Raw genomic sequence first — 25382 nt, 5'->3', positions numbered from 1 at the left:
AAAACTTGCGTAAGTCTTTTTCCTCTGGAAGGCCGATGTATTGACCGCCCAGGGCTAGGCGGCTCGTTGAAGCGGTTTGACTTTCGTGGGCAACAACATCTCCACCGTCTTTTGATACGCGCCCCGGTGTTGGTTGACCAACTCGCGAGCGGCTTGGCCGAGCGAATCGGCAGCCTGGATGTCGGTCAGACAGCGTGCCACGAACTGTTCGAGTTCGGCTTCGTCCGCCACGCGAATCGCGGCTTCCGCGGCGATCAATTGCTTGGCGATCGTGTCGAAGTTTTTCGTGTTGGGGCCGAAGGACACGGCACAGCCATAACCCGCGGGTTCCAACATGTTTTGGCCGCCTCGATCGCCAAAGCTGCCGCCGACGGTGGCGATGTGACTGACGCCCCACCAGTGCCGAAGTTCGCCGATGGTGTCAATCAAAATGACTTCGTCGGAATCCCATTGATCGGCGTATTGGCTTTCATTGCGACTGCGACGAATGGGGGACAGGCCTTGGGATTGAATTCGTTCGGCGACCTCTTCGAATCGTTCGACGTGACGCGGGACCAAGATCAGGCGGAGTTCGGGGTGCTGAGATCGAAGGCGATCGTAGACACGCAGAGCCATCGCTTCTTCGCCAGTTTGGGTGCTGCCAAAGCACCACACTCGGTGCCAAGGATCGATCCCGGACCAATTGATTCGTTCGTTGACTTCGGTGGTGTCCCGTGTGCGAGGTGCGTTGTCGAATTTCAGGGAACCCGTGACGGTGACGTTTTCGGGGGCGACTCCGCAAGCAATGAAACGCTCGGCTGCCGATGTGTCTTGGCAGCCCACGGAATCCAAACGCGCGAACGTGGAACGCAGGACCTTGGCAAACTGTTGATAGCGTCCCGCACTGGTTTCGCTGAGTCGGCCATTGATGACATGGACGGAACAGTTTGCTTCTTGGGCACAGCGAATCAGGTTGGGCCACAGTTCCAGTTCCGCCAGCACCAATTGTTCGCAGCGGAGATTCTTCAGCGTGCGACGAACGGCCCAGCTGAAATCCAGTGGGCAGAAGAAGACGCGTTCATCACCGAAGTGCTTGCGAGCGAGGTCGTAACCGGTGTCGGTGGAGGAACTGATCGCCAGTGCGATTTCAGGATGCTGATTCTCGAATCGGCGAACCAGTTCGGGAAGTAAATTGACTTCGCCGACGCTGACCGCGTGCAACCAAATGGTTCGCTCGGCATCACCGCGGATTTCAGCGGCGCGTTCGGGCGACAGTCCCAGCAGTTTCTGACCGACGCCGCGGCGATAGCGTCCGTGGCGGATCATCCGGTGCAAAACCAATGGCGAGACCGCTGTCAGGGCAGCGGCGTAGGCGAGGTTGAGCCACATGGTTGCCTTCCTTGGCAGGAGCGGAACGTTGATGTCGGGGAACGAACTCTTTGTTTGAGCGAAACCATGCGGGGCGCCCCGAGTTGGATTGGTTCACATCAGACGAGGATGGGAATGCTAACCCGACGCGTGAGCGAGGGCCCACATCAAATCCTTTCTACTCTTTTTCACAGGCTAAGCAGGTCGGTAGGAGTGATCCAACGCAACCATGTGAGCCGTTTGGGCGTTCGCCCCGGTTGTGCGTGAAAACCGTGGCTAACGCCAGCGGCTCACATACCCGATGACACCTGCGTACCTGCTTGGAAGCCTGTGCCACTTGTTTGATCAGCCGTCGCGACGCATGCAGCAGCTCTTGTACTTCTTGCCGCTGCCACAGGGGCATGGGGCATTGCGACCGATACGAGGCTCTTCGACTCGAACGGTGTCAACGCTGCCCTCGGCTCGGCCTTCGCTTCCCGCGGCGGCACGTTGAGCGGCGGTGTTGGATTCCATTTGCGCGGCTTGTTGTGCCGAACGGCCTGCTTCGTGAGCGTCGTCGTGACGTGTTCGCGCGTCGACCCACGTGCTGCGGATGAAGTCGTCGTTGAAGGACTCCATGCGGAAGATCAGGTCCGTCACACGTTCCCCGATCGAATCCCACATGGATTCAAACAGACGCATGCCTTCGCGTTTGTATTCCACCTTGGGGTCCATTTGGGCGTAGCCTTTCAGGCCGACGCTGCTTCGCAAATGGTCCATCGTCAACAAGTGGTTTTTCCACGAGTCGTCGACAATGTTCAGCAAAATCTGACGTTCCATTCGACGCATTTCGGGGTGGAACTTGTCGTCGACAGCACCGTTGACGGCCAAAGTCAGCTCCGCACGGTTCATCCGCGAGAGGTCTTCGGCGGTGTTGCGATTGCCAAGTTCTTCTTGCAACCAGGTCGCCAAGGCTTCCAGTTTGCCGGACTGGCCACTGGCGAGTGTCGCGGTCACGTCAGCATCGGCTGTGCCAAACAAATCTTGGACTTTGGCAGCCGCTTGTTCGAGCATTGCACCCGAGGCACTGGCGGTTTGTTTGCTGTACTGAATCAGCTGAACCTTCAGGTCATCCCGATTGAGTTTGACCTCATCGACGCTGAGTTCATGGTTGAAACGACCGTGGACCCAGTCGACCAGCCCTTCGCGATCGAGCGAAACTTGGGCACCTTGTTTGTCGGTGAAACGCGAGATGCCGGTCAGGACCGGGTACTCGGCTTCCTTCTCGGTGTAGGCGGCTTCGGCACGACGGTTGAGTTCTTCGGTGACCTGGCGACGATCTTCCACATCGCGGAATTCTTCCGGAGTGGTTTCGATGCCGAATTTGTGTCGCATCCAAGCGCACAGCACACGGAGGCCGTAGTCGGCTTCCAGCAAAGGTTCGCCTTCGGACAGATCCGTCTCTTCAATTTGTTTGTGCGAGTGAGCGATCAATTCGTCGATCATCTCTTCGCGGTCTTTGTTCTTCAGCTGATGGTCTTGGTAGTTCGTGTTCAGACGCGTGTTGGCCCAGGTGGCCATCGCCTTCCAGTTCCACTCGTCTTCCATCGTTTCGGGAAGATTCTCTTCCACCGCTTCCCCGACCGTGACTTCGGAAGCACGTTCGGCTTGATCCTTTGCGTAGGTGTCCGCCATTTCGAAATCCATGTTCTGGAAATCGCGTGCGTCCAGTTGGCAACCCAACTTTCCGCCGGCGAACGAGGCAAAGGTATCCACGCCGTAGTTGGGATCCAGGAACGTGTCGACGTGCGATTGGATTTCGTTGTGAATCAACGTCAGCAACATTTCTCGCGAGCTGTGCCCGTCGAGCAGGTTTTGGCGATAGCGATAGACGCGTTTGCGTTGTTCGTCCATCACTTCGTCGTACTCGAGCAAGCTCTTTCGAATTTCGAAGTTGCGTTCTTCGACCTTCTTTTGAGCCGCAGCGATCCGGCGGGTGACCAGCGATGATTCGATCGCTTCGCCCTCTTTCATGCCCATGCGTTCCATCATGCTTTTGACGAAGTCGCCAGCAAAAATCCGCATCAGGTCGTCTTCGAGCGACAAGAAGAATCGGCTGCCGCCGGGGTCGCCTTGACGACCACAACGACCGCGAAGCTGCAAGTCAATTCGGCGTGATTCGTGGCGCTCGGTCCCGAGCACGTACAAGCCACCGATTTCGCGAACGATCTTGCCCTCGGCACTCATGTTTTCGCGTTCGTCAATTTCGTCGACGAGTGCTTTCCACTCGGCGTCCGGCACTTCCAGTCGTGTCGCGTACTTGTGTTGCAATTGAGACCAGGCGAGCGTCTCTGGATTACCACCGAGAATGATGTCGGTACCGCGACCGGCCATGTTCGTGGCGATGGTGACGGCGCCGATGCGACCGGCTTGCGAGACAATGTCCGCTTCCCGGCCGTGTTGCTTGGCGTTCAAGACGTCGTGTTTGATGCCGCGGCGTTCCAGCAGTGCTGAGAGGCGTTCGCTCTTTTCGATGCTGACGGTACCGACCAGGACCGGCCGACCGGCTCGCTCGATCGCAACCACTTTTTCACGGGGGAACGACTCGGTTTGCTTCTCGCCTTTGGGGAGCAGTTCGACTGCCGAATCCGATTCCGATTTGATGTGGCCCCAGATCTCCGTGCCGTCTTTCAGAACCAGAACGTCCCACTTGTGGGTGCGTTCGACGTCGTCGGCAATGGCGTTGAACTTGTCTTTTTCGGTCAAGTAGATCAGGTCGGGATGTTCGATCCGTTGCATTCCGCGATGCGTCGGAATCGCGACCACGTCGAGTTTGTAGATTTTCCAGAACTCGTCCGCTTCGGTCATGGCCGTCCCGGTCATCCCGGACAGCTTCTTGTACATCTTGAAGATGTTCTGAAGGGAAGCGGTGGCGAAGGTTTGCGTTTCTTGTTTGATCGGCACGCCTTCTTTGGCTTCGACCGCTTGGTGCAAGCCATCGCTCCATTGGCGACCGTCCATCAAACGACCGGTGAACTCATCGACGATGACAACCTGTTTGTCTTTGACGACGTAATTGACGTCCAATTTGTACAGGAAGTGTGCTTTCAGAGCGTTGTCGATCAGGTGCGGCCATTCCATGTTGCCCGCGGTGTAGAAACTCTCGACGCCCGCCAATTCTTCCGCGGCGCGAACGCCTTCGTCGGTGAGGGTGACGTTGTGTTGTTTTTCGTCGACGGTGAAGTGCTCTTCTTTTTTCAGTTGACGAGCGACCCGATCGGCTTCGCCATAACGTCCCAGATCCAAGTCGGCGGGACCGCTGATGATCAGTGGTGTCCGAGCTTCATCGATCAGAATGTTGTCCACTTCGTCAATGATGGCGTAGTTCAGCGGGCCTTGGCACTGCTGCACTTCGCTGGGGAAGCGGTCATCGCCTTTGGCGGCCGGACGCATGTTGTCACGCAAGTAATCGAAACCAAATTCGTTGTTGGTTCCGTACGTGATGTCGCACTGGTAAGCGGCTTGTTTTTCGCTGGTCGACATTCCGGACTGGATTGCGTCGACGGTCAGGCCGAGATTCATGTACAGCGGCGCCATCCACTCCATGTCACGGCGGGCCAAGTAGTCGTTGACCGTGATGACGTGAACGCCCTTGGCTTCGAGCGCGTTCAGGTAAGCGGGCAAGGTGGCGACCAGGGTTTTGCCTTCCCCGGTGACCATTTCACCGATCGCGCCGGAGTGCAGCACCATGCCGCCGATCAACTGGACGTCGTAGTGACGCATGCCCAGGAATCGTTTGCCGCCTTCGCGACAGACGGCGAAGGCTTCTTCCATGATGTCGTCGAGGGTTTCGCCTTCGCGGAGGCGTTTGCGAAACAGTTTGGTCTGTTCGCGAAGCTCGTCGTCCGACAGCGCCGCGTACTTGGGTTCCATCGCCGTGATTCGGTCGGCGGATTCTTGTAGTTTCGCGACTTGCCGGGCATTGGCGGACCCAAACACACTGGTGGCCAGGCTGCCGACACGCTCAAACGTGCTACCGAAGACGAGGCCAAGGAGGTCCCAAAGACGTTCCAGGATGGACATAAAAGATCAAATCAGTGCGATTGGGGGGTGAAAGCGTGCGGCTTACGTAAACCATGCCAACTTCCAACGTTACGGGTTCAGGGAAATTGGGTCAACTGCGATCGGATCTTGTTCGCGTTGGCTACTACGGACCCAATTGCCCGTTGGATCCGGAGTCGACGGGTCTTGATCGCCGGCAAAGGTTTCGTGCAGCGGCTGGATCTCTTGCAGAAGCTGTTCGGCCAGCGTTTCCATCGCGAAGCGTTCACTGGCGTAATGGCCGACCAAAGCCATCGTTAATCCCGTGTTTTCTGCTTCCAAACACGTGTGCAGCGTGGCTTCGCCGGTTAGCAGAACATCGCATCCGCGTCGGCGAGCGGCACCGACGAACGAGCCTCCGCTGCCACAGCCGATCGCAACTCGGCGGACGGGGCGTTCAAAATCACCCACCAAACGAGGCCGAGAGGAACCACATGATTTTGCGGCAAACGCCAAAAACTCTCTCGCCGTCATCGGTTCTGGGAGCTCGCCGTAGCGGCCCGAACCGACCGTGTGGTCTTCGATGGACGGCGTCAGGGGGGTGATCGAGCTCAGTCCGAGACGGTTTGCCCACTGCTCATTGATGCCTTTGTGAGCTGAATCGTAGGCGGTGTGAGCGCTGTAGACCGCGATTCCGGCTCGACACAGATTCCAAACCATGGCGGAGGCGGCGGAATCGGTTGTGATCCGGCTCATCGGTTTGAATGGCAGCGGATGGTGGGCGACGATCAGATTCGCCGCCAATTCCGTCGCTTCTTCGACCACCGCGGGGGTGATTGTCAAACAGGTCAGGATCCGGTGAGCTTCCGCGGAGCGGTCTCCCAGCAGCAGGCCCACGTTGTCCCATTCCTCCGCCAGCTTCAAAGGAGCGATGGAGGACAGGGATTGGCAAATCGATTCGATGGTGGGAGACACAGGATTCGCGACCGTTGGGAGGAAAGGTGCTCGAAGGAACACACTTTAAGGTCACCGAATCGCTGTGGGAACAACGAATCTGGGGGATCAAAGGCTCACGTTTCAGACGCGAACGCTTTCCAAATCAAAATCCGCTGAACGGATCGTCACCACCACCAGCGGGAGCAAACGGGTCGTCGTTTCCGGCGGGGGCGAATGGATCGTCAGGAGCAGCGCCACCTTCAAACGGGCTGGCACCACCATCGGCGGGAGCAGCGGGGGCGTCGGAGGCAGCCGCTTCGGTGGCCAACGGATTGTCCATCGCGCCTTCCAGGGCGTCGTTGGATTCCACCACGGGAGCTTCGCCTGCCAAATCGTCAGCGAAGGGATTGTCATCGGAGGCGGGGGCCGGTGGTGGCGTGGCACCACGTTGCATCGCAGGGGCTCCGGAAGCAGCTGCGGGCTGACCGCCTTGGGCTGACAATTCATTGGCACGAATGGTCGAGCGAGCGGCTCCGGTCGCGAGTGCTTGCAAACGAGCTTTTTCGCGAATGGCTTCAAGTTTCAGACGCTGGGAGCCTTGAATGCGAGACAGGGCGCGGCCGATCGATCGCGCGTCGCCGCCGCGTGCTTCCAGTTCCGCACCCATTTGCCAATCGCCTTCGGCGTAGCCCATTCCGTTGGCGCTGGCGGCCAGTCCACGGAAGTAATACGCCCGCGGGTCACGGATGTTGTTGTCGATGGCCATTGAGAGCAGCTCATAGGCCTTGCTGTAGTTTCCAGCGTTGTAGGCATGAACACCTCGGCCGTAGATTTCCGCCAGCACAGCAGATTGGGCCGAGACGGTGTTGGTCTGGGTGGTGCTCAAAAAGCCAATCGCCAAGGCGAAAAGGAGAAGTGGCGAGGCAAGGCGAATCTTCATCGCGACGGGGACCCTGTGACGGAAGAGCGGATGGTTCAACAACAGACCGTTGCAGCTTAGTTGTCTGCACCGGGGGAATCAAACAAAACGTTGACGCGTCGAATTCAAAGGGGGCGTTTGCGGGGGAAAGTCATCAGTGAGAAACGCGTGTGGTCGTCCCAGGTTGCTACAATTCGGAATGCAATTTTTTTGGACCGGTTCTCTCGTTCACACGAAGTCCTAACGATGCGAATCCAAAATCTCTCCTCCCAGCCCGCGAAAAAGGCGTTTGGCTGCTTGGTTTTGAGCGTTCTTCTCGGCCCCTTGGCTGGGTTATCGCTCCCGGGCGGGGGGGCGTTGATGAGCCCTGCTGCGATGGCCGACAGCGAATGGCTTCGCACCGTGCCGGTCGTCGACGATGACGAAATTGCGGCGCTGATCGAAGGCCTGGGATCGGAGAGTTACGCCACGCGGGTTCGGTGTCGTCTGCGTTTGTCGCGAATTGGCTTGGCGGCGTTCGACGCGTTGCGACAAGCTCGCAAGCATCCCGACAGCGAAATTGCGATTGTGGCTCGCAAACTGACCAGCGGTGTCGAGGTGCCTTGGTCGGTCAACACGGACTCGCCCGTCGTGCAGGAGATCTTGGATGAGTACGGGTCGCGTTCCGTGATGTCCCGTCGACAACGCATTGGCGAACTGGCCTCACTGCCAACGATGGAATCGTTCCCGGCGCTCGTTCGTTTGACGCGTTACGAAGCCGAGCCGACGCTCAGCCGTTTCGCCGCGATGGCGTTGCTCGCACAACCCGTCCGCGCCACGTTGGAGTTGCGTTCGGAATGGGCCCCAGCCAATGCCCGCGAAGATGCCGCTTCCGATGCCCCCAATTCGGAAAACGACAATTGGTTGGGGCTGAGTTCTCACGACCGTTCGCTGATGGTGACGCATCTGCAGCAAGTGTTTGCCAAGGACACACAGTTCAGCGGACTGTGGATGAGGCAATACGCGAAGGAGTTGGAATCGGGGCGTTTTGAAGCCGATGGCTGGAACAAGCTGATTGAGGAGATGGAATCCAGCTGGGACATGGATGACGGTGCGTCGCCGCAAGACGTGGCTCGTGGTTTGATTGCTCCTGGAGCGATGATCAGCGGCAACGAAATGTTCCGGCTGACGTGGTTGAACGCGGAACGAGCCCGGGTGCTGGGGCAAGTCGACGACGCTTCACGATTCCTCTCGCAGCACATCGATGTCATTCCGCCACGCACACGTGAGTTGACGGACGCGGCGTTGTGGGCAATCGATCACAAACTGTTTGATGTCATCACCGCGGCTCACGCCAAGCACCAATCGTTGTTTGAGAAGTCGCCTTCTTTGATGTATGCCTCGGCGGAGGCTTTGTTGGAATCGGGGCAACCGGCGTTGGCAGCTGAACGAGCCCAGCAGGCGTTGGAGCTGAATCCGGTCGTGAACTCGGAAGGATCAGGGCAGCCTCCCCTGCACCCGGTTTTGTTGGAGAGCCATGCGGAAGCCCATCTGCGCATCGCGGCAGATTTGATCGACCGAGGGTTGTCGGATTGGGCGGAGAACGAGTATCGCAAACTGATTGACGAGTTGCCGCTGCACGACGTGTCTTCTGCGACGGCGCGGTGGGAGCTGGCGGAACACTTGGCCGAGTTGCAACTGCCCGGGCAAGTCGTTGCGTTGCTGCAGCCGCTCGTGGAACGAATGGAGAAAGACGATGACTTTCGGCACAAGCTGATGGCTCATGACTTTGATTACCAATCGCTTCGCAGTCATCTGGATTTTCAAGCCGGATTGGACCTCGCCAACCGCGAGGACAAAGCCGCGGCCAGCGAACGAATGCAGTCCGCTTTTTCGATGAACCCGGAGAACATCGACATTCTGATCGCGATGTACCGGATGGAGTGGAACGAGGCGTGGAAGGACGACGTGACCAGCCAGATCCAATCCGTGTTGGCGGAAATCGACGAAGACATCGAGGAAACACAGCAAACGTTTCGCGAGACCGGCAACGGTCGTCCCGGGCGGCAAACCGCGATTCGCGATTTGTTGCTGGCAAATTTCTACAACCAATACGCTTGGTTGGTCAGCAACACCGAAGGCGACTACGACAAAGCGCTGAAACGCAGCATCGAGTCGCTGGAGATGAGTCCTGGCAGTGAGGCTTTGTTGGACACGTGCGGCCGTTGTTATTTCGCGGTGGGCGATTTGCCCTCCGCGATTGTGACGCAGCGGAAAGCGGTCGAACTGACACCCAACTCGCCGCCTCTGCGACGTCAGTTGAAGTTATTCGAGAACGCTTGGTTGGACGCCAATCCCGGCAAAACGTTGGGAGAACTGCCCCACGTGGTCCTTCCGATCACCAAGGCGTCGCCTTCAGAACTGACCGATCGGCAACGCCGGTTGGGCGTGGTGCCACCCGATGGGCCCCTGAGTTTTCTCGACAATTGAACCCGGTTGGCTCAAGTTTTTGTCTTCAATCAAATCCTTGATTTTCTGCCAATTGTGAAGTTTGGCAAACCTTGCGGCGCGGTCTGTCACTGATCAAGCGACCTTGCGGCGATGTCCGATGGTAACCCTCGTACCGGTCACTCCGCTTGGTTCCGCTTTGTCGGATCGGGCGAGTGACATCACAGGAGCAAGATGCTGCCTTGGCAGTGTGTTGTTCCGGTTGTTTCAATGACTTCCGCTTGATTGCGTGAGTGCGGGGATTGCATGCGTTGGTTTCTAAAACATTCGCCTTCACGTCACGACGTGTCGGTGCATCGTTCCCCATCCATGGGTGTGTTGCTGTCGATGGGGTTGCTGGCGGGATTGACCGTCGGCTTCGGCAGCAATGATTCGGTGTCAGCCGATGACTTGCAGAGCGTGACGGCGACCAGCTTTCGCTCCAGCGATGCAAGCGTTCGGGACGTGCGATCGACCAGTCGGTCATCGCGATCGTTGCGTGAAACGCCCACGGTGACCGCGATTCGTCGTGCTTCCCCCTCGGTGGTGAATTTGCACGGTCAAAAAACGATTCGCACCACCGCGGCCAGCATGGCTGGTGGGGCGCCGGATTCGTTTCGCCAAGTCAACGGCATGGGCACAGGGGTCGTGATCGATCCGCGTGGTTATGTGATCACGAATTACCACGTGGTCGAAGACGTCAACGAACTCAACGTGACGTTGCACAACGGCGAAGCCACCCGAGCCGATTTGATCGCCTCGGATCCACAAAGCGATCTGGCGTTGGTGAAATTGCGAGGCCAAGGCCCGTTCCCAACGATCCCACGTGGTCACAGCGATGATTTGATGATCGGTGAAACGGTCATCGCCATCGGCAACGCGTTTGGTTACGTCCACACCAGCACCGAAGGCATCATCAGTGCTCTGCACCGCGATGTGCCGGTCAACGAGACACAGCAGTACCGCGATCTGATTCAAACCAGTGCCGGCATCAACCCCGGCAACTCCGGTGGTCCACTGCTGAACATCGATGGTGAAATGATCGGTGTGAACGTTGCCGTTCGCGTCGGTGCTCAACAGATTGCGTTTGCCATTCCAATTGATCAGGTGCTCGACACCGTGACGGAGATGATCAACCGCCACAACGATCGCCGGATGGTGATCGGAATGGATGGATCGGCAGTCTCGCGTGGTGGGTTGCAGGTGACGCGATTGTCCGACGGTGGTTCGGCACAACAGGCTGGCCTGCAGGCAGGCGATCGCTTGGTGCGAATCAACCAACAAGACATTGCGGATCCACTCAACTACGCGTTGTCGGTGCTGGAAGTTGGGCCAGGGGATCCGATGCAGGTCGAATTCGAACGCGACGGCGAGTTCTTTCAAACGCAATTGGCGACCGCTGTTTCGTCGCAAGAATTTGGTGACCCGGCCGCCGCCCTGGCGTGGCAAGTGGTGGGCGTCTCGGTCCGACCCGCTGGCGAGTCGTTTGTGCGTCGCATGAATTCACGACTGCGAACCAACTATCGCGGTGGTTTGATTGTCACCGATGTGCGGGCCGGTTCCGCGGCGAGCGAACAAGGGATCACGGCGGGCGACGTTCTGCTGGGGATTCACGTTTGGCAAACCGCCGGGCTGGAAGACTTGGCCGAGATTCTCGACCAACCCAATATCCGCCGCGGTTCGAAGGCCAAGTTCTACCTCGTTCGAAAAGACCAGACGTTGTATGGCCATCTTCAATTGGCTTCGCAAGGGAACCAGCTGACACGACGCTAGAAGGCCGTGACGGCAAATGGTTCGGGACGCGAAATTCGTCAAGAGTTTCGACTCGCTCGACGAAATCCCGAAAGTCTTGACGACTTTCGCCACGGTGATGACCTCATCATTCGCTTTCCCAGACCGCCAAACGGCTCACGCCGCTGTTTTCTTGACTCAACGATCGATTCGTCCTGGGACGAACGAGTCGGATGCATCTTCCGCAGATGCACCGGGCTCGTTCGTCGACCCAGCCGGGACGTGATCGATCGTCCATTCGTCGAGTGGGCGGACGCAGTTGACACCCGCATGTCGATTGCGTCCGTTCGCCCGCGAAACTTTGACGACCTACCTCAATCAATCATCCGATCGAATCCACGATGGAGTCGAAATTGGCACCTGCGACGCTTGGTTATTTCACGATCGTTCAACAAGAACGCACCGGTTGGACGGGCGGATTGCTTGTCCTCAACGGAGGCGGTCGGCCTCTGGAGTTCCAGTGCACGTTGCCGCTGCGTCCAACCAAGGCTCACGAAATCTTGTTTGGCAACACGCTGCGTCAGCATCTGATTTGCGACGTCATCGGACCCACGCTCTTGAAGAAATGCCGCACACCGATCTCCATGTTGATGTGTGAGCAAACGGAGTCCCTGCAAATGGCGGATGCCAGTTGCACGATCGGGTTTGTCGCCACGCCGGAAAACGATGGCAAAGCTTACGTCGCGCGAGAACCCGACGGGCACTGTGCGATGAAAGTTCGTGGTGCATCCGTGTTGGTGGCGATGGAGCAAATGGAAGCCGCCGAACAGGTCACTCAGCAGATGAGTGACTTCCCCGATGTGATGGAACCTTTCGAGCGGATTCGAGAAGCGATCCGAGAGGCTCAGTCCCAAATCGCGAGGGCAGCGTAGTGTGGTTCCGAAAATCGTCTCCGGTTGCAGATGATTCGCTGGACGCATCCAGGACGTCGTTGCCCTCGACGCTGGCTGTTGACGCAGTCCCGCCAACCGCGTCCTCACCGGTGACTTCGACACCGCGTCCCACGATGCTGTGTGAGATCGACGGCACCAACAGTTGGGATGCCGCGACGGCTTTTGAGTTGGAAACAAACGAGTGGACGTTGCCGGCGCTGCAGCCGATGCGTGTGCCGATCAAATTGCCGCCGCTGGTTGCCAAGACAACCGGGTTCTTGTTTCCCGAGTCGGCGTCTTGGATTCCCAAGCCAACTGAGAAACCCACGCCCGCCGTGGCTGGTTCCATCGGTCCCGAGGGACAAGGCGAATCCGAAACTGAAACCGAAGACGAAGGTTTCAAAAAGCGTCGCAAATCGATGGGCAAGCGTTCGCGGATCAAGCCACCCAACGACATCGTGAAGTTGCAGGACCGGTTGTATTACTTGTTGCAACCGCCATTGGATTTGCTGGTCGGCAGCGGGCAATTGAACTTTCCGTTCGAACCGTTTCCCTATCAGCTCGATGGAATCGCGTTCTTGTTTCCTCGGTATGCCTGCGTGCTGGCCGATGAGATGGGGCTGGGCAAAACCATGCAAGCGATCAGCACGATGCGGATGCTGTTGTGCAGCGGGGAACTGCGCAGCGTGTTGTTGGTTTGCCCCAAGCCGTTGGTCAGCAACTGGCTGCGCGAGTTCAGCGTTTGGGCGCCGGAGATTCCCGTGGTTGCAATCGAAGGCAACGCGGCCAAACGAGAGTTCCAGTGGCGCGAGCCCAATGTGCCGGTGAAGATTGCCAACTACGAATTGTTGATGCGAGACAAAGAGATTGTGCTCGAGGGCGGGCTGCACTTTGACTTGGTGGCGCTCGACGAAGCTCAGCGAATCAAGAACATCAACAACTCGACCAGCGAAATCGTTCGCGCCATCCCGCGAACCAGGTCGTGGGCTCTGACCGGAACGCCCGTCGAAAACTCGCCCGATGATTTGGTCGGCATCTTTGACTTTCTCTCACCGGGGTACTTGCAGACCGGCATGCCGATGTCGCAGATGGCGAGCATGGCGGGGGACTACATCTTGCGACGCACCAAAGACATGGTGCTCGAAGACATGCCGCCCAAGCTTTATCGCGACGCCGACATTGATCTGACGCCCGAACAATGGGCTCGCTACGACACCGCTGAGAAGGAAGGCGTGGTTCATCTGGAGGAACTGGAAGAGTCTCTGACCGTGCAACACGTGTTCGAGTTGGTGTTGCGGCTCAAACAGATTTGCAACTTCGATCCGGTGACCAATTCCAGCGCCAAACTGCAGCGTCTCGAAGCGGACATGGAAGAGGTCGCTGCCAGCGGACAGAAGGCGATCCTGTTCAGTCAGTGGACCAAGACGATTGACAAGATGCGTCCAACGCTGGAACGGTTTGGGCCGCTGGAATACCACGGCAAGATCCCGCACAAGAAACGCGAAGGCGTGATCGAGCAATTCAAAAACGATCCCAACAGCCACATTATTTTGATGAGCTATGGCGCTGGCAGCGTGGGTTTGAACCTGCAGTTTTGCCGGTACGTGTTTTTGTTTGATCGGTGGTGGAACCCCGCGATTGAGGATCAAGCGATCAATCGAGCCCACCGCATCGGAGCGGCTGGCAGCGTGACGGTCACGCGAATGATGGCGGTCAACACGATCGAGCAACGCATCGCGGCGGTGCTGGATCAGAAACGCGAGATGTTTGACATGCTGTTCGCGGACCAACGCGATGCGTCCAAGAACGCCGCGGGCGATGGACCGGCGAAGTCGGGACCGTTGTCCCAGGCCGGTGGTCTGTCACGGGACGAGATCTTCGGACTGTTCGACTTGCGAGCACCGGGCGGCAAGAAGGTGGCCTGAGTGGAGGCCGTTGAAGAGGTCGTAGCTGGATTCGCCAGAATTCAGAGGCTCGAGTTGGTTGGCAGTCCGAATTCTGGCGAATCCGGCTACGGGGGTGAAGTTGCAGCAACTGGCCGAGTTTGCGCATTGATGTCCAGGCTCGCGGCGTCCTTTTGACTGCGGCAGGTTTGCCCAGTTTGACAGGTGGCCTGGCCTCACCCGAAAGACCTTGGGAACTTCTTCGGGCGATCGCTTCATTTCTAAGTGGTGAACAGATGGTGACTTCCGTCGCTCTCCGTCAGCGCAAGCCGCGATGAAAAGCACTTTTTGCCAGAACAGGGCTTTTCGCGATGCGGGGAATCGCAATGGTTCGCGGCGACGGAATCTCGCCGGTGCTGCACACGGAAGTGACTTGTTCTTGGACCATGGAATGGCTCCACCGGCTCCTTTTCTCTAGGAGTGTCGAATGTCTCGATTGTTTGAAGCGTCTCGTTTCGCAGGACGGAACCCGTTGGCCAAACTCGTACAAGGTCTCGTGCCTCGGTTGTTTGTGCCTCACCTGCCGGCCTTGATCGCGATCGGTGGGATCACCTGCGGATCGATGTTGGCGACCTCGACGGAAGCCCACGCTGCCAATGGCAGAGTGGTTCAGAGGACGACGATCCCCACTGGATCCGGCTGCACCAATTGCGGGCAGAATCGAAGCGTGGTGATGCAGTCAGCTGTTTCCAGCCAAACCGTTTCGGTGGGAACGCCTGTGCAACACAGCCAACCCGTGCAACATGGGCAGCCCGTGCAACACAGCCAGCTCGTGCAGCACGGCCGAATCGTTCACCCAGGGAGCCCAGTCGTTGGTGGAACGCAAGTGTTTCACAGCAGCCAACCGGTTCACGTCGGCCAAACGATTGGCGGCAGCCAGGTGGTTTCGCAAAGCCCTGCGATCCAGCATGGCCAGGTGATTCAACAACCGAGCCAGCCGGCGGTGACGCCGGTCTCGCATTCAGCGACCCATTCGCATCGCGTGGGCGGTGCGGTTTCGAGCGTCTTGTCGACTTTGAACGCACAACGGTCTCGACAGGGACTGCGTGGTCTTGCGTATGATCCGCAATTGCAAGCGGTCGCGGAACGACGCGCTCAGTTGATGGCGTCGACGGGTTTGAAAACTCATCCGTCGGGATCGTTTGCCCCCGGACGTTATGAAGGCGTCGGGTGGAGCAGTTCCCACACGCCCGCCGGAGTCTCGGCTTGTTACACCAGCGATCCCAACATGCGAGTGGCAGGTGCCGCGATGGCGCGTGGTCGCGATGGCGTTTATTTCTGCGTCGTGTATCGCTGATCCCCGCGATGGTGATGGCCGTCGCTCTTGCTGAGTCGGCGGTTGTGCCATCGGGTTGCATTGGATGTTTGGCGCGATGCAGTGGGCAAGTTCCGCTGACCGCGCCGGCGAACGACTGGCCTGTTGCGGCAGAGCGTTCCAGCACCACGGCAGCGTTGCCGCCGGCCACCAGCTTTGAGATGACGCCCGATCAGGCTCGCCAATCCGTGCAGTGGTTGGCCGATCAGCTTCTCAAACACGTGCCTGATCATTTCGATGGCGACGACGATTGGGGCAACACCAAGTCGCTTTGGGCGGGCGTCAAAGTTCGTCGCGATGGTTGGAAACTGAAAACCAATCGCCGCCGACGCGATGTCCGGCATGGACGCTGGGTCCGCTACGACATCTCGTTGCCGGAACTCGCTGAGCTGCAACGCCCCATCTCAACAGCCGAACCAACCCTCCACTCTCCCTCTAGGGCCGAACAAGCCGAACCAACACTTCGCCCTCCTTCTAGGGCCGAACAAGCCAAACCAACCCTTCACCCTCCCTCTGGGAGGGTCGAGCGAAGTGAGGGGAGGGCCGAGCATGACCTCAGCTCGTCCGCCAACACCGGTCTGTTTTCCGCATTGGCATGGCCTGCCACCCTGCCCCTCGGCGCCTCGGGAAGGCTGGCCCAATCCCCGGTCGCCCAATCGCCGCTGACGATTCGGTCCGTGGTGCCTTCGACAACGCCGGCCGGCAATCCCGGTTGGTTGGTCGACGCCGTCGTGCGAACCCCTGCGAAATTTCACACTCGATTGGAACGTTGGAATCTGGGCCTGCAGGCTTTCAGCATCAGCGTGGATGGCACGATGGATGTGAACTTGGAGTGCCAGTTTGTGATCAGCATGTCAGCCGATTACAGCGAGGTGCCTCCCGCGATTCAGTTGGACGTGCACGTGGCAAAGGCCAATGTGCGAATGGATCGTTTCAACGTGGAACGGATCAGCAAGCTGGGTGGCGACGCGGCGGAGGAGCTTGGCAACCTGGCCGAGGACACGCTGATTCGGTTGTGGTTGAAGAAAGAGAATGCTCGACTGGCGGACCGATTGAACGATGCGATCGCCGAGCACCAGTCCGATCTGCGGTGGTCGATGATGCAGTGGTTGGGGCAATGGCACTCGGCATCGTTGCCGTCCGACGCAACGGGCAGCACAACGCGTTGACCGTTCCCAACTCACATCGGAACGTCATTCGTTCGAGACTCCGTTCGCCTTCTCTTGCCGATCGATGAAGATCTGCCCATGAATTTTCTGTGTCACGCCATCCCCTACTTGGAACATCCTGTGATGGCGGTTTCGACGGGCATCCCCGATTTTTTGTCGGTGATCGATCGCAAGATTCGAGCCCGCGGACGATTGGCGGCGCCGTTTGTCGACGACGCCGATCCGGTGCTTCAACAAGTCGCTCGCGGGGTGCTGGCACACATCGATGACGACCACTGGTTTCACGGAGGCGAAACGTTCGCCCGGATGAACCTGGAGTTCGCCGTGCAGTTGCGAGACCTGTTGCCAGGTGACGCTGGGTTTCGCCCCAGTTTCGTCGGTCACATTCTGATCGAGATGCTGTTGGATTCAAATCTGATCGAGGACCGACCGGAGATTGGCGAGCGGTACTACGCGTTGTTTGAGGAAGTCCCCCTGGACGAAATGTCGCTCGCGGTTCAGAAAATCACGGGCAAATCGACCGACAAAATCCCCTCCACGCTGCAGCGGTTCGCTTCCACCCGGTTCTTGTACGATTACTTGAACGACGACACACTGCTGATGCGGTTGAACCAAGTCATGGCCCGAGTTGGGTTGGTGGCGTTGCCGGATGCCGTCCGCGATTGGCTGCCCAAAGCCCGCCGAGAGGTGCGACTTCATCACGCACGTCTGCTCGCCCCTGGAGGTCGCCCGATGGCTTATCCTGAGCTGACGCTGGCTTCCCCAGCCAATCCTGGTGACACAAAACTGCGTTGAAATTCCCCTTTCGAGAACTCTGTAGAGAAGAACATCATGAAGTACGGCATGAACCTGCTGTTGTGGTCCGGCGAAGTCACCGAGGAAATGTTGCCGGTTTGCGAGCAGCTCAAAGGACTCGGATACGACAGCGTTGAATTGCCAATGTTCAACCTCGATCTGGACTACGCCAAGATTGGCAAACGTCTGGATGAGCTCGGACTGGGACGCACTGCCGTGACGATTCGCGGCGAAGAAGACAACCCGATCTCGCCCGATGCCGCGGTCCGCGCCAAAGGCGTTGAGCTCAACAAAAAGACGTTGGATTGCTGTGCAGCCGCCGGAGTCGAAATCTTGGTCGGTCCGTATCACTCGGCGATCGGGTTGTTCAGCGGCGCTGGGCCCACCGACGACGAGTGGAAGTGGGGCGTCGAATCGATGCGAGCCACCGCGGAATACGCCGAGACCGTGGGCGTGAAATTGGGTGTTGAAGCCCTCAACCGCTTTGAGTGCTACCTGCTGAACTGCCATGGCGACTCAGCCCGTTTCGCTCGCGAAGTCGATCATCCGTCCTGCGGGATCATGTACGACACGTTCCACAGCAACATCGAAGAGAAATCGGTCACCGAAGCGGTCTTGGCCGGCGGCGACAAGTTGTTCCACATTCACATCAGCGAAAATGATCGCAGCACACCTGGCAAGGGCGGCGTGAACTGGAAAGAGAACTTCGATGCGATCGTGAAATCGGGCTACGACGGCTACCTGACCATCGAAGCGTTCGGGCTGGCTCTGCCGGAAATCGCCGCCGCCACGAAGATCTGGCGGAAGATGTTCACCGACGAATTGACGCTCGCGAAAGAGGGTCTGGAATTCATGAAGGCTGAAATCGCAGCCCGAAAAGCCTGAGCTTGGACCCACTGATTTCGGGCTCGCTGGTTCGCCCGGGCCCGAAATAGGCTGCCTAAACGGCAAAGAGCACCGGTTTGGGTCGATCTTCCCTGACCGGTTGTCTTCCGCGCCAGATCTGAGAAATATCTACGAAACCACCCAGGCGGGGGTGTGGTGGCGGATTTCGCGTGGCTACATTGTTCCCACGTGTATCGCACCAGGCTCGCCGGGGGGTCCCCGATCAATTGGCGAGAGATCACGTGCGTGAGACTGGAAATCACCGATCTTTGAAAGTTGGATGTCTCCCAGATGTGCTTGCTTGCTGTTCAGTACCGTTTGGTTCCCGAAAGTCCCATCCTCGTTGCGGCCAACCGCGAGGAGTATGTGGACCGCCCGAGCCAAACGCCGTCCATCCAATCCGGTAAACCACGCGTTTTGTGTGGGATCGACCAAAAGGCCGGTGGAACTTGGTTGGGGGTTAATCAAAACGGGTTGTTTGTTGGTTTAACCAACCGCGCCACCGCGACGCCCTTGTTCGGTCAACGGTCTCGTGGCCAATTGGCGATGGACTTATTGCGTTGCACGTCGTCTCGTCGTGCACTGGAAAAAGCCCACGCTGAATTCGCTAAGAATCGCTACGAGGGTTGCAACATCATCTTGGCGGATGCCAAGGCTGGTTTTGCGATTCACGCCGACGAGCGTCAGGAAGTCGTTGAGTTGCAGGAGGGCCTGAACATCATCGGGGCTCGCAACTTGAACGATCCGGACGACGGTCGCGTGCAATTGGCTCGCCGCCTTCTGACCCTTCAGACGTTGGACTCACCCGTGAAGTTCCTGGCGGTGGCCAGCAAGGTCTTCGCTCGTTCACCGGTTGGGCAAGGTCGCCCCAGCATGGTCATTCGCAATGGCGACTACGCCACGGTCAGCAGCACGCTGATCGCCTTGGGGGTGAAGCCACGCGATGCGATCTATCAGTTCAGCAGCGGTGCACCAGACGAGAGCAAGTACGAGGATTACTCGCCCATGTTGCGAGACATCCTCAGTCGTGGTCTGCGGGAAGCTCGCACCAAGGCCAAAGTCGGCTCCTGATCTTTGATTGTCGCCGTCTTTGGCGGCACTGAAAACTCATCACGCCAACGCAACCAGCCATGCTGGTTGCCTTGGCGTTTTTTCATGCGCTGACTGCCCGCCTTGGTAGGCCGTGCGGCTTTCTTGACGCCGCTTTGGACTACGCAGGTTTTATTCCACGACTTCGCCCCAAACGGGATGTTCGAAAATAAATGGTGGCTGGCGTCTGGGTTTCGCCCCGGATGGGGCCGTCGTGCTTAGCTCGGGGCGGAAGCCCCGAGAGACCGGTGCCGGAAAACAAACGGTCGCCCCGGAGGGGGCCGTCGTGGGAGTTGGGGGCGTCCCTCGCTCGTCGGGTTGTGATGGGTGGTCTTGACCGACTCTGACGAGCAAGGGTGCCCATCCTGCATGCGCTGAAACGTCGTTGAGAACTGAGTCAACAAACCGTCACGATTGACGCTCTGATTGCGGATGCCAAGTTTATTCTGCGACTTCGCCCCAACGGGGCAGCCCTCTGCCAGCCCAGGGCAACGCCCAGCCTCATGCCGACGGAGGCCGGATGAAGGAGGTTTTGCGACGCGCATCCGGCAATGACCTGCCCGGACTGGTCCGTTCATCTGCCGGAGCGGCGCCGAAACGGCTTGATCCGGCCTACGTAAGAAATCGATGTCCCTTGCAGCGACGGGGCCGAAAACGCTGGGGAGCCTCCTGGTTCACGCGTCGATTTCAAAGGCTTCGCCCAAAAGTCCTTGAAAGAATATTTTTCGGGCGATTTTCTTAGAGCGAAGCTCATGCCCGTGAAGTCTTTGATCGCTACCTATCTTGACGCCTTCGCGGGTAAGAAAACGAGTCATCTGTTGACCTGCGGGGTTTGGTGGACCCCAAGCGAATGCTGCGCCACTTTTGATGACGTGAACAGGTCGCTCCGATCGAGTTTGACTTCGCCGCGGGGATCCCCCACTATCAGCTGTGATGTTGTTCTCAGGCGCGTTGTTGGTGCGCAAAGAGGCTTGTCGCCCCTTTGTGCGTCTGCGTCTCCGTTCTCTCGGTTGTGATTGGTAGGGACGATGAAAGTCGCTTCGTTGTTCGGCAGGTCTTGGTTGGCGTTGTTGCTGGTTGGCATGTGGGTTGGCTGTGAAGCGAAGCCCACGGTGATCAGTGAAGATGAAGACGCGTTCGCGGCCTACGACGAGGCAATGGCGGGAGCAGAAGCGGAAGCCGCCGAGGAGGCCGAGAAACTGGCTCCTTGATCCAGGCGGTCTGAAGCCGCTGCCAGGGGTCCGTTCCACCCTGCGAATCCTCACCGGGATCTCACGCTGTCCGCCTTCATTGCCGCCAGCGTTCATTGTTTTCTCTTTTTTACGAGTTCGGTGAAATGTCTATTCAAAGAAGCGGAAGTCGGCTTCCACCTCCGTGGAGTGGCCACGGGAATCGTCAACGCGGCGGTTTCACTTTGGTCGAGTTGTTGGTCGTGATCGCGATCATCGGTGTGTTGGTTGGGTTGCTGCTGCCCGCAGTCCAAGCCGCTCGCGAAGCGGCTCGGCGAATGAGTTGTGGCAACAACTTCAAGCAGATTGGCTTGGGCGTTCACAATTACCACGCGGCCTTCAGCCAGTTGCCGATGCACGGCACGGGGGCCACCAACGAAACAAATGATTCTTGGTCGTTGGGGGATGACCACGGGACCGCGCCTGCGCCGCCGGTCGGATTCAGTCGGCACATGTTGAGCTACTCGGTTGGCATCCTGCCGTTCATTGAGCAGCAAGGGATGTGGGAACACATCTCCAATCCACTCACCGACGAAGCGAATCGAACGTGGCCCGCGATGGGGCCGGCACCCTACGCGGTCCGCTACTTGCCTTGGCGAACCGATGTGCCGACTTATCGTTGCCCCAGTGATCCCGGTCGGGGACTGCCGACGGTTGGACGAAGCAACTACGCTGCCTGCGTTGGCGATGCGACCAGTCGAACTCAGATTGGTGCTTCGCATTTCCATGGCGGGCAAGGCCGATGGCGATACCAGGATGAAACCTATTTGGTCCGCCAGTGCCGGGCGAACTTACGCGGCGTGTTTGTTCCCCGAGGCAACACTCGTTTCCGAGACATTCTTGATGGGACTTCCAACACGATCATGTGTGGCGAAATCGTCACGGACTTGGGCGACCGTGACATCCGCTCGGCAGCCGCGCTAAACAACGGCGGTCACGGTGGCCAGTGGGGCAACGGCATCATGGGAAATCCCAAGACTTGCGAAGACAATGCTCTGATCGATCCAGCCCGTCCGGGGTTTTGGCTGGCTGGCACAACGACCTCGGGTGGTGCCACGACACGCGGTGGACGCTGGGCTGATTTTCGTCCGCTTTATTCTCAGTTCCTGTGCATCCTTCCGCCCAACAGTGAAGTTTGCTTGGGCGGAAACCATGGCACGGAAGGCATCACGACTGCCAGCAGTCGACACCAGGGCGGCGTGCACGTGTTGATGGCCGATGGGGCGGTGAAGTTCATCACCGATTCGATCGAAGCCGGAAACAGCCGGGCGGAAACGGTTTGGCATCGAAACGCCTCGCAAGAGAGCAGCAATCCGCCTGGGTCAGCCAGCCCCTATGGATTGTGGGGGGCACTGGGAACCCGTGGTGCAAGAGAGGTGATCGATCAGGAATTTTGATTCTCGGTCTTAGTCCTCACTCAATTTTGCGTTTTTAACGGCAACGACAACGCCCGGCATATCGCCTGATATGCCGGGCGTTTCTCGATATTCGCCGATTTGGCACCGTTTGCTGGTGGCAATTTGTCATTTGCCGAGGTGCATGGTTCCGCTTATTGTGGATGGGACCGCTCCCTTTTTCTTTGTTATGGCGCTCGACGTTGCCATTGGCGGATGGTGCGTTGGGAGAAATCAGCCAGGACTCTGCGGTTTAGAATGCCGCAGGCCAAGCCTGCGTTGACTTGCTGCGGAATGTTGCTGCCTGCGAGTGAAGTTGCCTTTCCTTTGTTTGTCTGCTCATGACACAACGTTTTTATCTCTTCTGTTTTGCTGCCACTTGGCTTGGAACCGGTTTCGGGACTTGGTCGTCCGCGTTTGCCGTCGACTTTGCCGTCGACTTTGCCGATGACATTCAACCGATCTTGAACGAGCACTGCGTGGCCTGTCACGGCGGTGTCAAACAAGCCGGCGATCTGTCGTTCATTCAGCGGGACAGCGCGCTGGCGGTGATCGAGCCGGGCGACGTCGATGGCTCCTACATGATCGATCGGATTCTGTCGGATGACGAATCGGAGATCATGCCGCCTCCCGAGCATGGCGCGCCGTTGACCGAGGGGAAGATTGCCCTGCTGAAGACTTGGATTGAAGAAGGTGCCAAGTGGAAACAATCCTGGGGCTATGAGCCTCCGGTTGCCCCCAGCGTTCCTGACGTTGCCAACCCGGACGCTTGCCGTCAATCCATCGATCGCTTCGTTCGCAAATCGCTCGAAGAGAAAGGCATTCAGCCCGCCGCGGATGCCCCACCTCACCAATGGCTTAGGCGAGTCACATTGGACCTGACCGGTGTGCCACCGACGCTGGAGGAAGTCGAACGCTTTCAAGCCGCCGCCAATGAACGTGGTGACGCGGCCTACTCAGAGAAGGTTGATGAGCTGTTGCAATCATCCGGCTATGGCGAACGCTGGGCCTCGGTGTGGCTGGATCAAATTCGCTATGCCGATAGCCGCGGCTTGGGATTGGACGGTCGTCGCAACGCGTGGAAGTATCGCGACTGGGTGATCGACGCGCTCAACAACGACATGCCGTTTGATGAATTCACGATCAAACAAATCGCCGGTGACCTGCTGCCCGATCCCTCGATCAGCGATCGCTTGGCAACCACCGCCAGTCGTTTGACTCAGACGAATGAAGAAGGCGGCACCGACGATGAAGAGTTTCGAATCAACGCGGTGATGGACCGCGTCAGCACCGTTTGGCAAACCTGGCAAGGCATCACGTTCGGCTGCGTTCAGTGTCACAGCCACCCCTACGACCCGATCGAACACGAAGAGTTTTACGAGTTCATGGCGTTCTTCAACAACTCGGTCGATTGTGACCTGAGTGGTGAGGAACCGTTGTTGTCGGTGCCGCTGGCCAATGAAGACGAAGAGCGTGCGTCGGAACTGGATCGCCGAATTCGTTCGCTCAAACAGTCGATCTGGCATCAAGAATTCGAAGCGGTCAGCGAGAACGAGTTGGACTGGAAGCCGATCGACTCCATGACCGCCTCGGCCACCAAGCAAACCAAAGTCGATGTCGAAGAACGCAACGGACGGACGGAGTTCTACACGATCGACACGCTGTCCAACGGCACCACGATCTCGCTCGAATGTGAGATGCCTGCGTCGGCCGACAAGCTCACCGCCATCCGTTTGACGCTGCTGCCTCGCAATCCCGAAACCGCACTGGCGGATTCCGAATGGGGATTTGTCCTGTCGCATTTGAATGCGGTCTTGGTCAGTGGCGAAGACGAACCGACTCAAATCGAGTTCTCGCATGTCGTCGCGGATGAACCCGAGCCACTGAAGCATGCTCGATCCAGCATGGATCCGAAGAACAGCGACGGATTCGCAGCCTTCACGCGAATCCATCATCCACGTGTGGCCGTGTTCTTGTTGAAGGAACCAGTTGAAGTCCCCGAGGGTGCAAAGCTCAAACTCGACATGAGTTGTCGACAACAAGCCTTGGGAGCGTTCCCCTTGGTCGTCCGTCGCGGCAGCGTTGATGTTTGTTCGGACGAAAAAGCATTGCTTGCGTGGACCGACAAAGACTTGTCAGATGAGCGAGCCGAACTGTCACGGATCTCTGGCGAACGACGAAAGATCGCTTCGGTCCGCATCCCGATCATGATGGAACGACCCGAGCATTTGGCTCGCCCCAGCCACGTGTTCATTCGCGGTTTGTTTCTGACCAAGGATCAACAGGTCCAACCGAACGTTCCGAATTCGATGCCGCCCATCGCTGGTGAAGGTCCGTTCAACCGAATGGATCTGGCGAAGTGGTTGGTGGATCCCAGCAACCCGCTGACGGCACGTGTGACCGTGAACCGTGTCTGGGCTCGTCTGTTCGGGATGGGCTTGGTGCCAACCGAGGAAGACTTTGGTTCCAGCGGCGAACGGCCGACGCATCCTGAGTTGCTGGATCACTTGGCTCTCAAATTCCAGAATGAATACGACTGGAGCTGGAAGCAGCTGATCCGATCCATCGTTTTGTCGAGCACCTACCGACAAGACGCTGTCATGGATCCCAATTCGGACTTGGTCGATCCGCAAAACCGATGGTTGGCTCGTGGGCCCCGTTTCCGCATGCCCGCCGAAATGGTTCGCGATCAAGCCTTGTTTGTGTCCGGATTGCTTTCGCCGGAAGTGCATGGGGCTCCTGTGCATCCTCCGATTCCCGACGGCGTTTGGAAGCCCTTTCAAGGCGGCGACAAATGGAACACGCCCGATGTTGGCAACCCGGATCGCTACCGTCGTTCGATTTACACCTACACCAAACGCAGCATTCCTTATCCGATGTTCGCCGCGTTCGACGCCCCTTCACGCGAGTTCTGCACGCCGCGGCGGCTTCGATCCAACACGCCTCTGCAAGCCTTGACGACACTCAACGACGTCACGTTTGTGGAATGCATGCAGGCACTGGCAAAGAAAGTCGAAGCCATGGATGGGCCGCTGGAAGAGCGTTTGACGAAGGGGTTTCAGTTGGTGACTTCTCGGTCACCAACGTCCTCTGAACAGAAGATCTTGGTGACTCTGTATGAGCAAGCCAAGCAACAGTCCGAACAAGAGCAAGACGCCTACGAAGCGGTTGCGTCTGCTTTGTTGAACCTCGACGAAATCATGAGTAAATAA

General features: G+C 58.1%; 15 protein-coding genes and 1 pseudogene. 12 read left to right on the top strand and 4 right to left on the bottom strand.

Features of this window, described 5'->3' with window-relative positions:
* Nucleotides 1–54: 54 nt before the first annotated feature.
* The 4 genes from PSR62_RS00115 to PSR62_RS00100 form a co-directional block, all read right to left on the bottom strand.
* The gene (locus PSR62_RS00115; RefSeq protein ID WP_274405808.1) at nucleotides 55–1368 is read right to left on the bottom strand and encodes a 3-deoxy-D-manno-octulosonic acid transferase; all 1314 of its coding nucleotides are present in this window, start codon (nucleotides 1366–1368) and stop codon (nucleotides 55–57) included.
* 324 nt (nucleotides 1369–1692) lie between these two features.
* Nucleotides 1693–5409 carry a preprotein translocase subunit SecA gene (secA, locus tag PSR62_RS00110; RefSeq protein WP_274405807.1) on the bottom strand — a complete coding sequence of 1239 codons (3717 nt, stop codon included), beginning with the start codon at nucleotides 5407–5409 and terminating at the stop codon, nucleotides 1693–1695.
* A gap of 69 nt (nucleotides 5410–5478) precedes the next feature.
* Nucleotides 5479–6342 carry a Nif3-like dinuclear metal center hexameric protein gene (locus tag PSR62_RS00105; RefSeq protein ID WP_274405806.1) on the bottom strand — a complete coding sequence of 288 codons (864 nt, stop codon included), beginning with the start codon at nucleotides 6340–6342 and terminating at the stop codon, nucleotides 5479–5481.
* A gap of 124 nt (nucleotides 6343–6466) precedes the next feature.
* Nucleotides 6467–7243: a hypothetical protein gene (locus PSR62_RS00100; RefSeq protein ID WP_274405805.1), complete on the bottom strand. Its 777-nt coding sequence runs from the start codon at nucleotides 7241–7243 to the stop codon at nucleotides 6467–6469.
* Between the two features lie 225 nt (nucleotides 7244–7468).
* Between PSR62_RS00100 and PSR62_RS00095 the strand changes: the two genes are divergently transcribed.
* From PSR62_RS00095 to PSR62_RS00040, 12 genes and pseudogenes are all read left to right on the top strand, one after another.
* Nucleotides 7469–9691, top strand: a complete 2223-nt coding sequence (locus PSR62_RS00095; RefSeq protein WP_274405804.1) for a tetratricopeptide repeat protein — start codon at nucleotides 7469–7471, stop codon at nucleotides 9689–9691.
* A 327-nt stretch (nucleotides 9692–10018) separates the two neighbouring features.
* Nucleotides 10019–11461, top strand: a complete 1443-nt coding sequence (locus tag PSR62_RS00090; protein ID WP_338020259.1) for a trypsin-like peptidase domain-containing protein — start codon at nucleotides 10019–10021, stop codon at nucleotides 11459–11461.
* Between the two features lie 295 nt (nucleotides 11462–11756).
* Nucleotides 11757–12351, top strand: a pseudogene (locus PSR62_RS00085) (hypothetical protein).
* Nucleotides 12352–12485: 134 nt separating this feature from the next.
* Nucleotides 12486–14276, top strand: coding sequence for a DEAD/DEAH box helicase (locus PSR62_RS00080; protein WP_443217469.1), 1791 nt, complete (start codon nucleotides 12486–12488; stop codon nucleotides 14274–14276).
* Between the two features lie 445 nt (nucleotides 14277–14721).
* The gene (locus tag PSR62_RS00075) at nucleotides 14722–15591 is read left to right on the top strand and encodes a CAP domain-containing protein (protein WP_274405799.1); all 870 of its coding nucleotides are present in this window, start codon (nucleotides 14722–14724) and stop codon (nucleotides 15589–15591) included.
* An 8-nt stretch (nucleotides 15592–15599) separates the two neighbouring features.
* Nucleotides 15600–16778: a hypothetical protein gene (locus tag PSR62_RS00070; RefSeq protein ID WP_274405798.1), complete on the top strand. Its 1179-nt coding sequence runs from the start codon at nucleotides 15600–15602 to the stop codon at nucleotides 16776–16778.
* A gap of 78 nt (nucleotides 16779–16856) precedes the next feature.
* Nucleotides 16857–17573 carry a hypothetical protein gene (locus PSR62_RS00065; protein ID WP_274405797.1) on the top strand — a complete coding sequence of 239 codons (717 nt, stop codon included), beginning with the start codon at nucleotides 16857–16859 and terminating at the stop codon, nucleotides 17571–17573.
* Between the two features lie 36 nt (nucleotides 17574–17609).
* Nucleotides 17610–18458 (top strand): sugar phosphate isomerase/epimerase family protein, encoded by an 849-nt coding sequence (locus tag PSR62_RS00060; protein ID WP_274405796.1) that lies wholly within the window; start codon nucleotides 17610–17612, stop codon nucleotides 18456–18458.
* Nucleotides 18459–18749: 291 nt separating this feature from the next.
* Nucleotides 18750–19529 (top strand): NRDE family protein, encoded by a 780-nt coding sequence (locus PSR62_RS00055; RefSeq protein WP_007328055.1) that lies wholly within the window; start codon nucleotides 18750–18752, stop codon nucleotides 19527–19529.
* A 1046-nt stretch (nucleotides 19530–20575) separates the two neighbouring features.
* Complete coding sequence (locus tag PSR62_RS00050) at nucleotides 20576–20758, top strand: hypothetical protein (RefSeq protein WP_274405795.1); 183 nt, start codon at nucleotides 20576–20578, stop codon at nucleotides 20756–20758.
* 125 nt (nucleotides 20759–20883) lie between these two features.
* Nucleotides 20884–22173: a DUF1559 domain-containing protein gene (locus PSR62_RS00045; protein WP_274405794.1), complete on the top strand. Its 1290-nt coding sequence runs from the start codon at nucleotides 20884–20886 to the stop codon at nucleotides 22171–22173.
* Nucleotides 22174–22511: 338 nt separating this feature from the next.
* Complete coding sequence (locus PSR62_RS00040; RefSeq protein WP_274405793.1) at nucleotides 22512–25382, top strand: PSD1 and planctomycete cytochrome C domain-containing protein; 2871 nt, start codon at nucleotides 22512–22514, stop codon at nucleotides 25380–25382.

Source organism: Rhodopirellula sp. P2, assembly GCF_028768465.1.
Lineage (GTDB): Bacteria > Planctomycetota > Planctomycetia > Pirellulales > Pirellulaceae > Rhodopirellula.
This window is presented reverse-complemented; position numbering and strand designations above follow the sequence as displayed.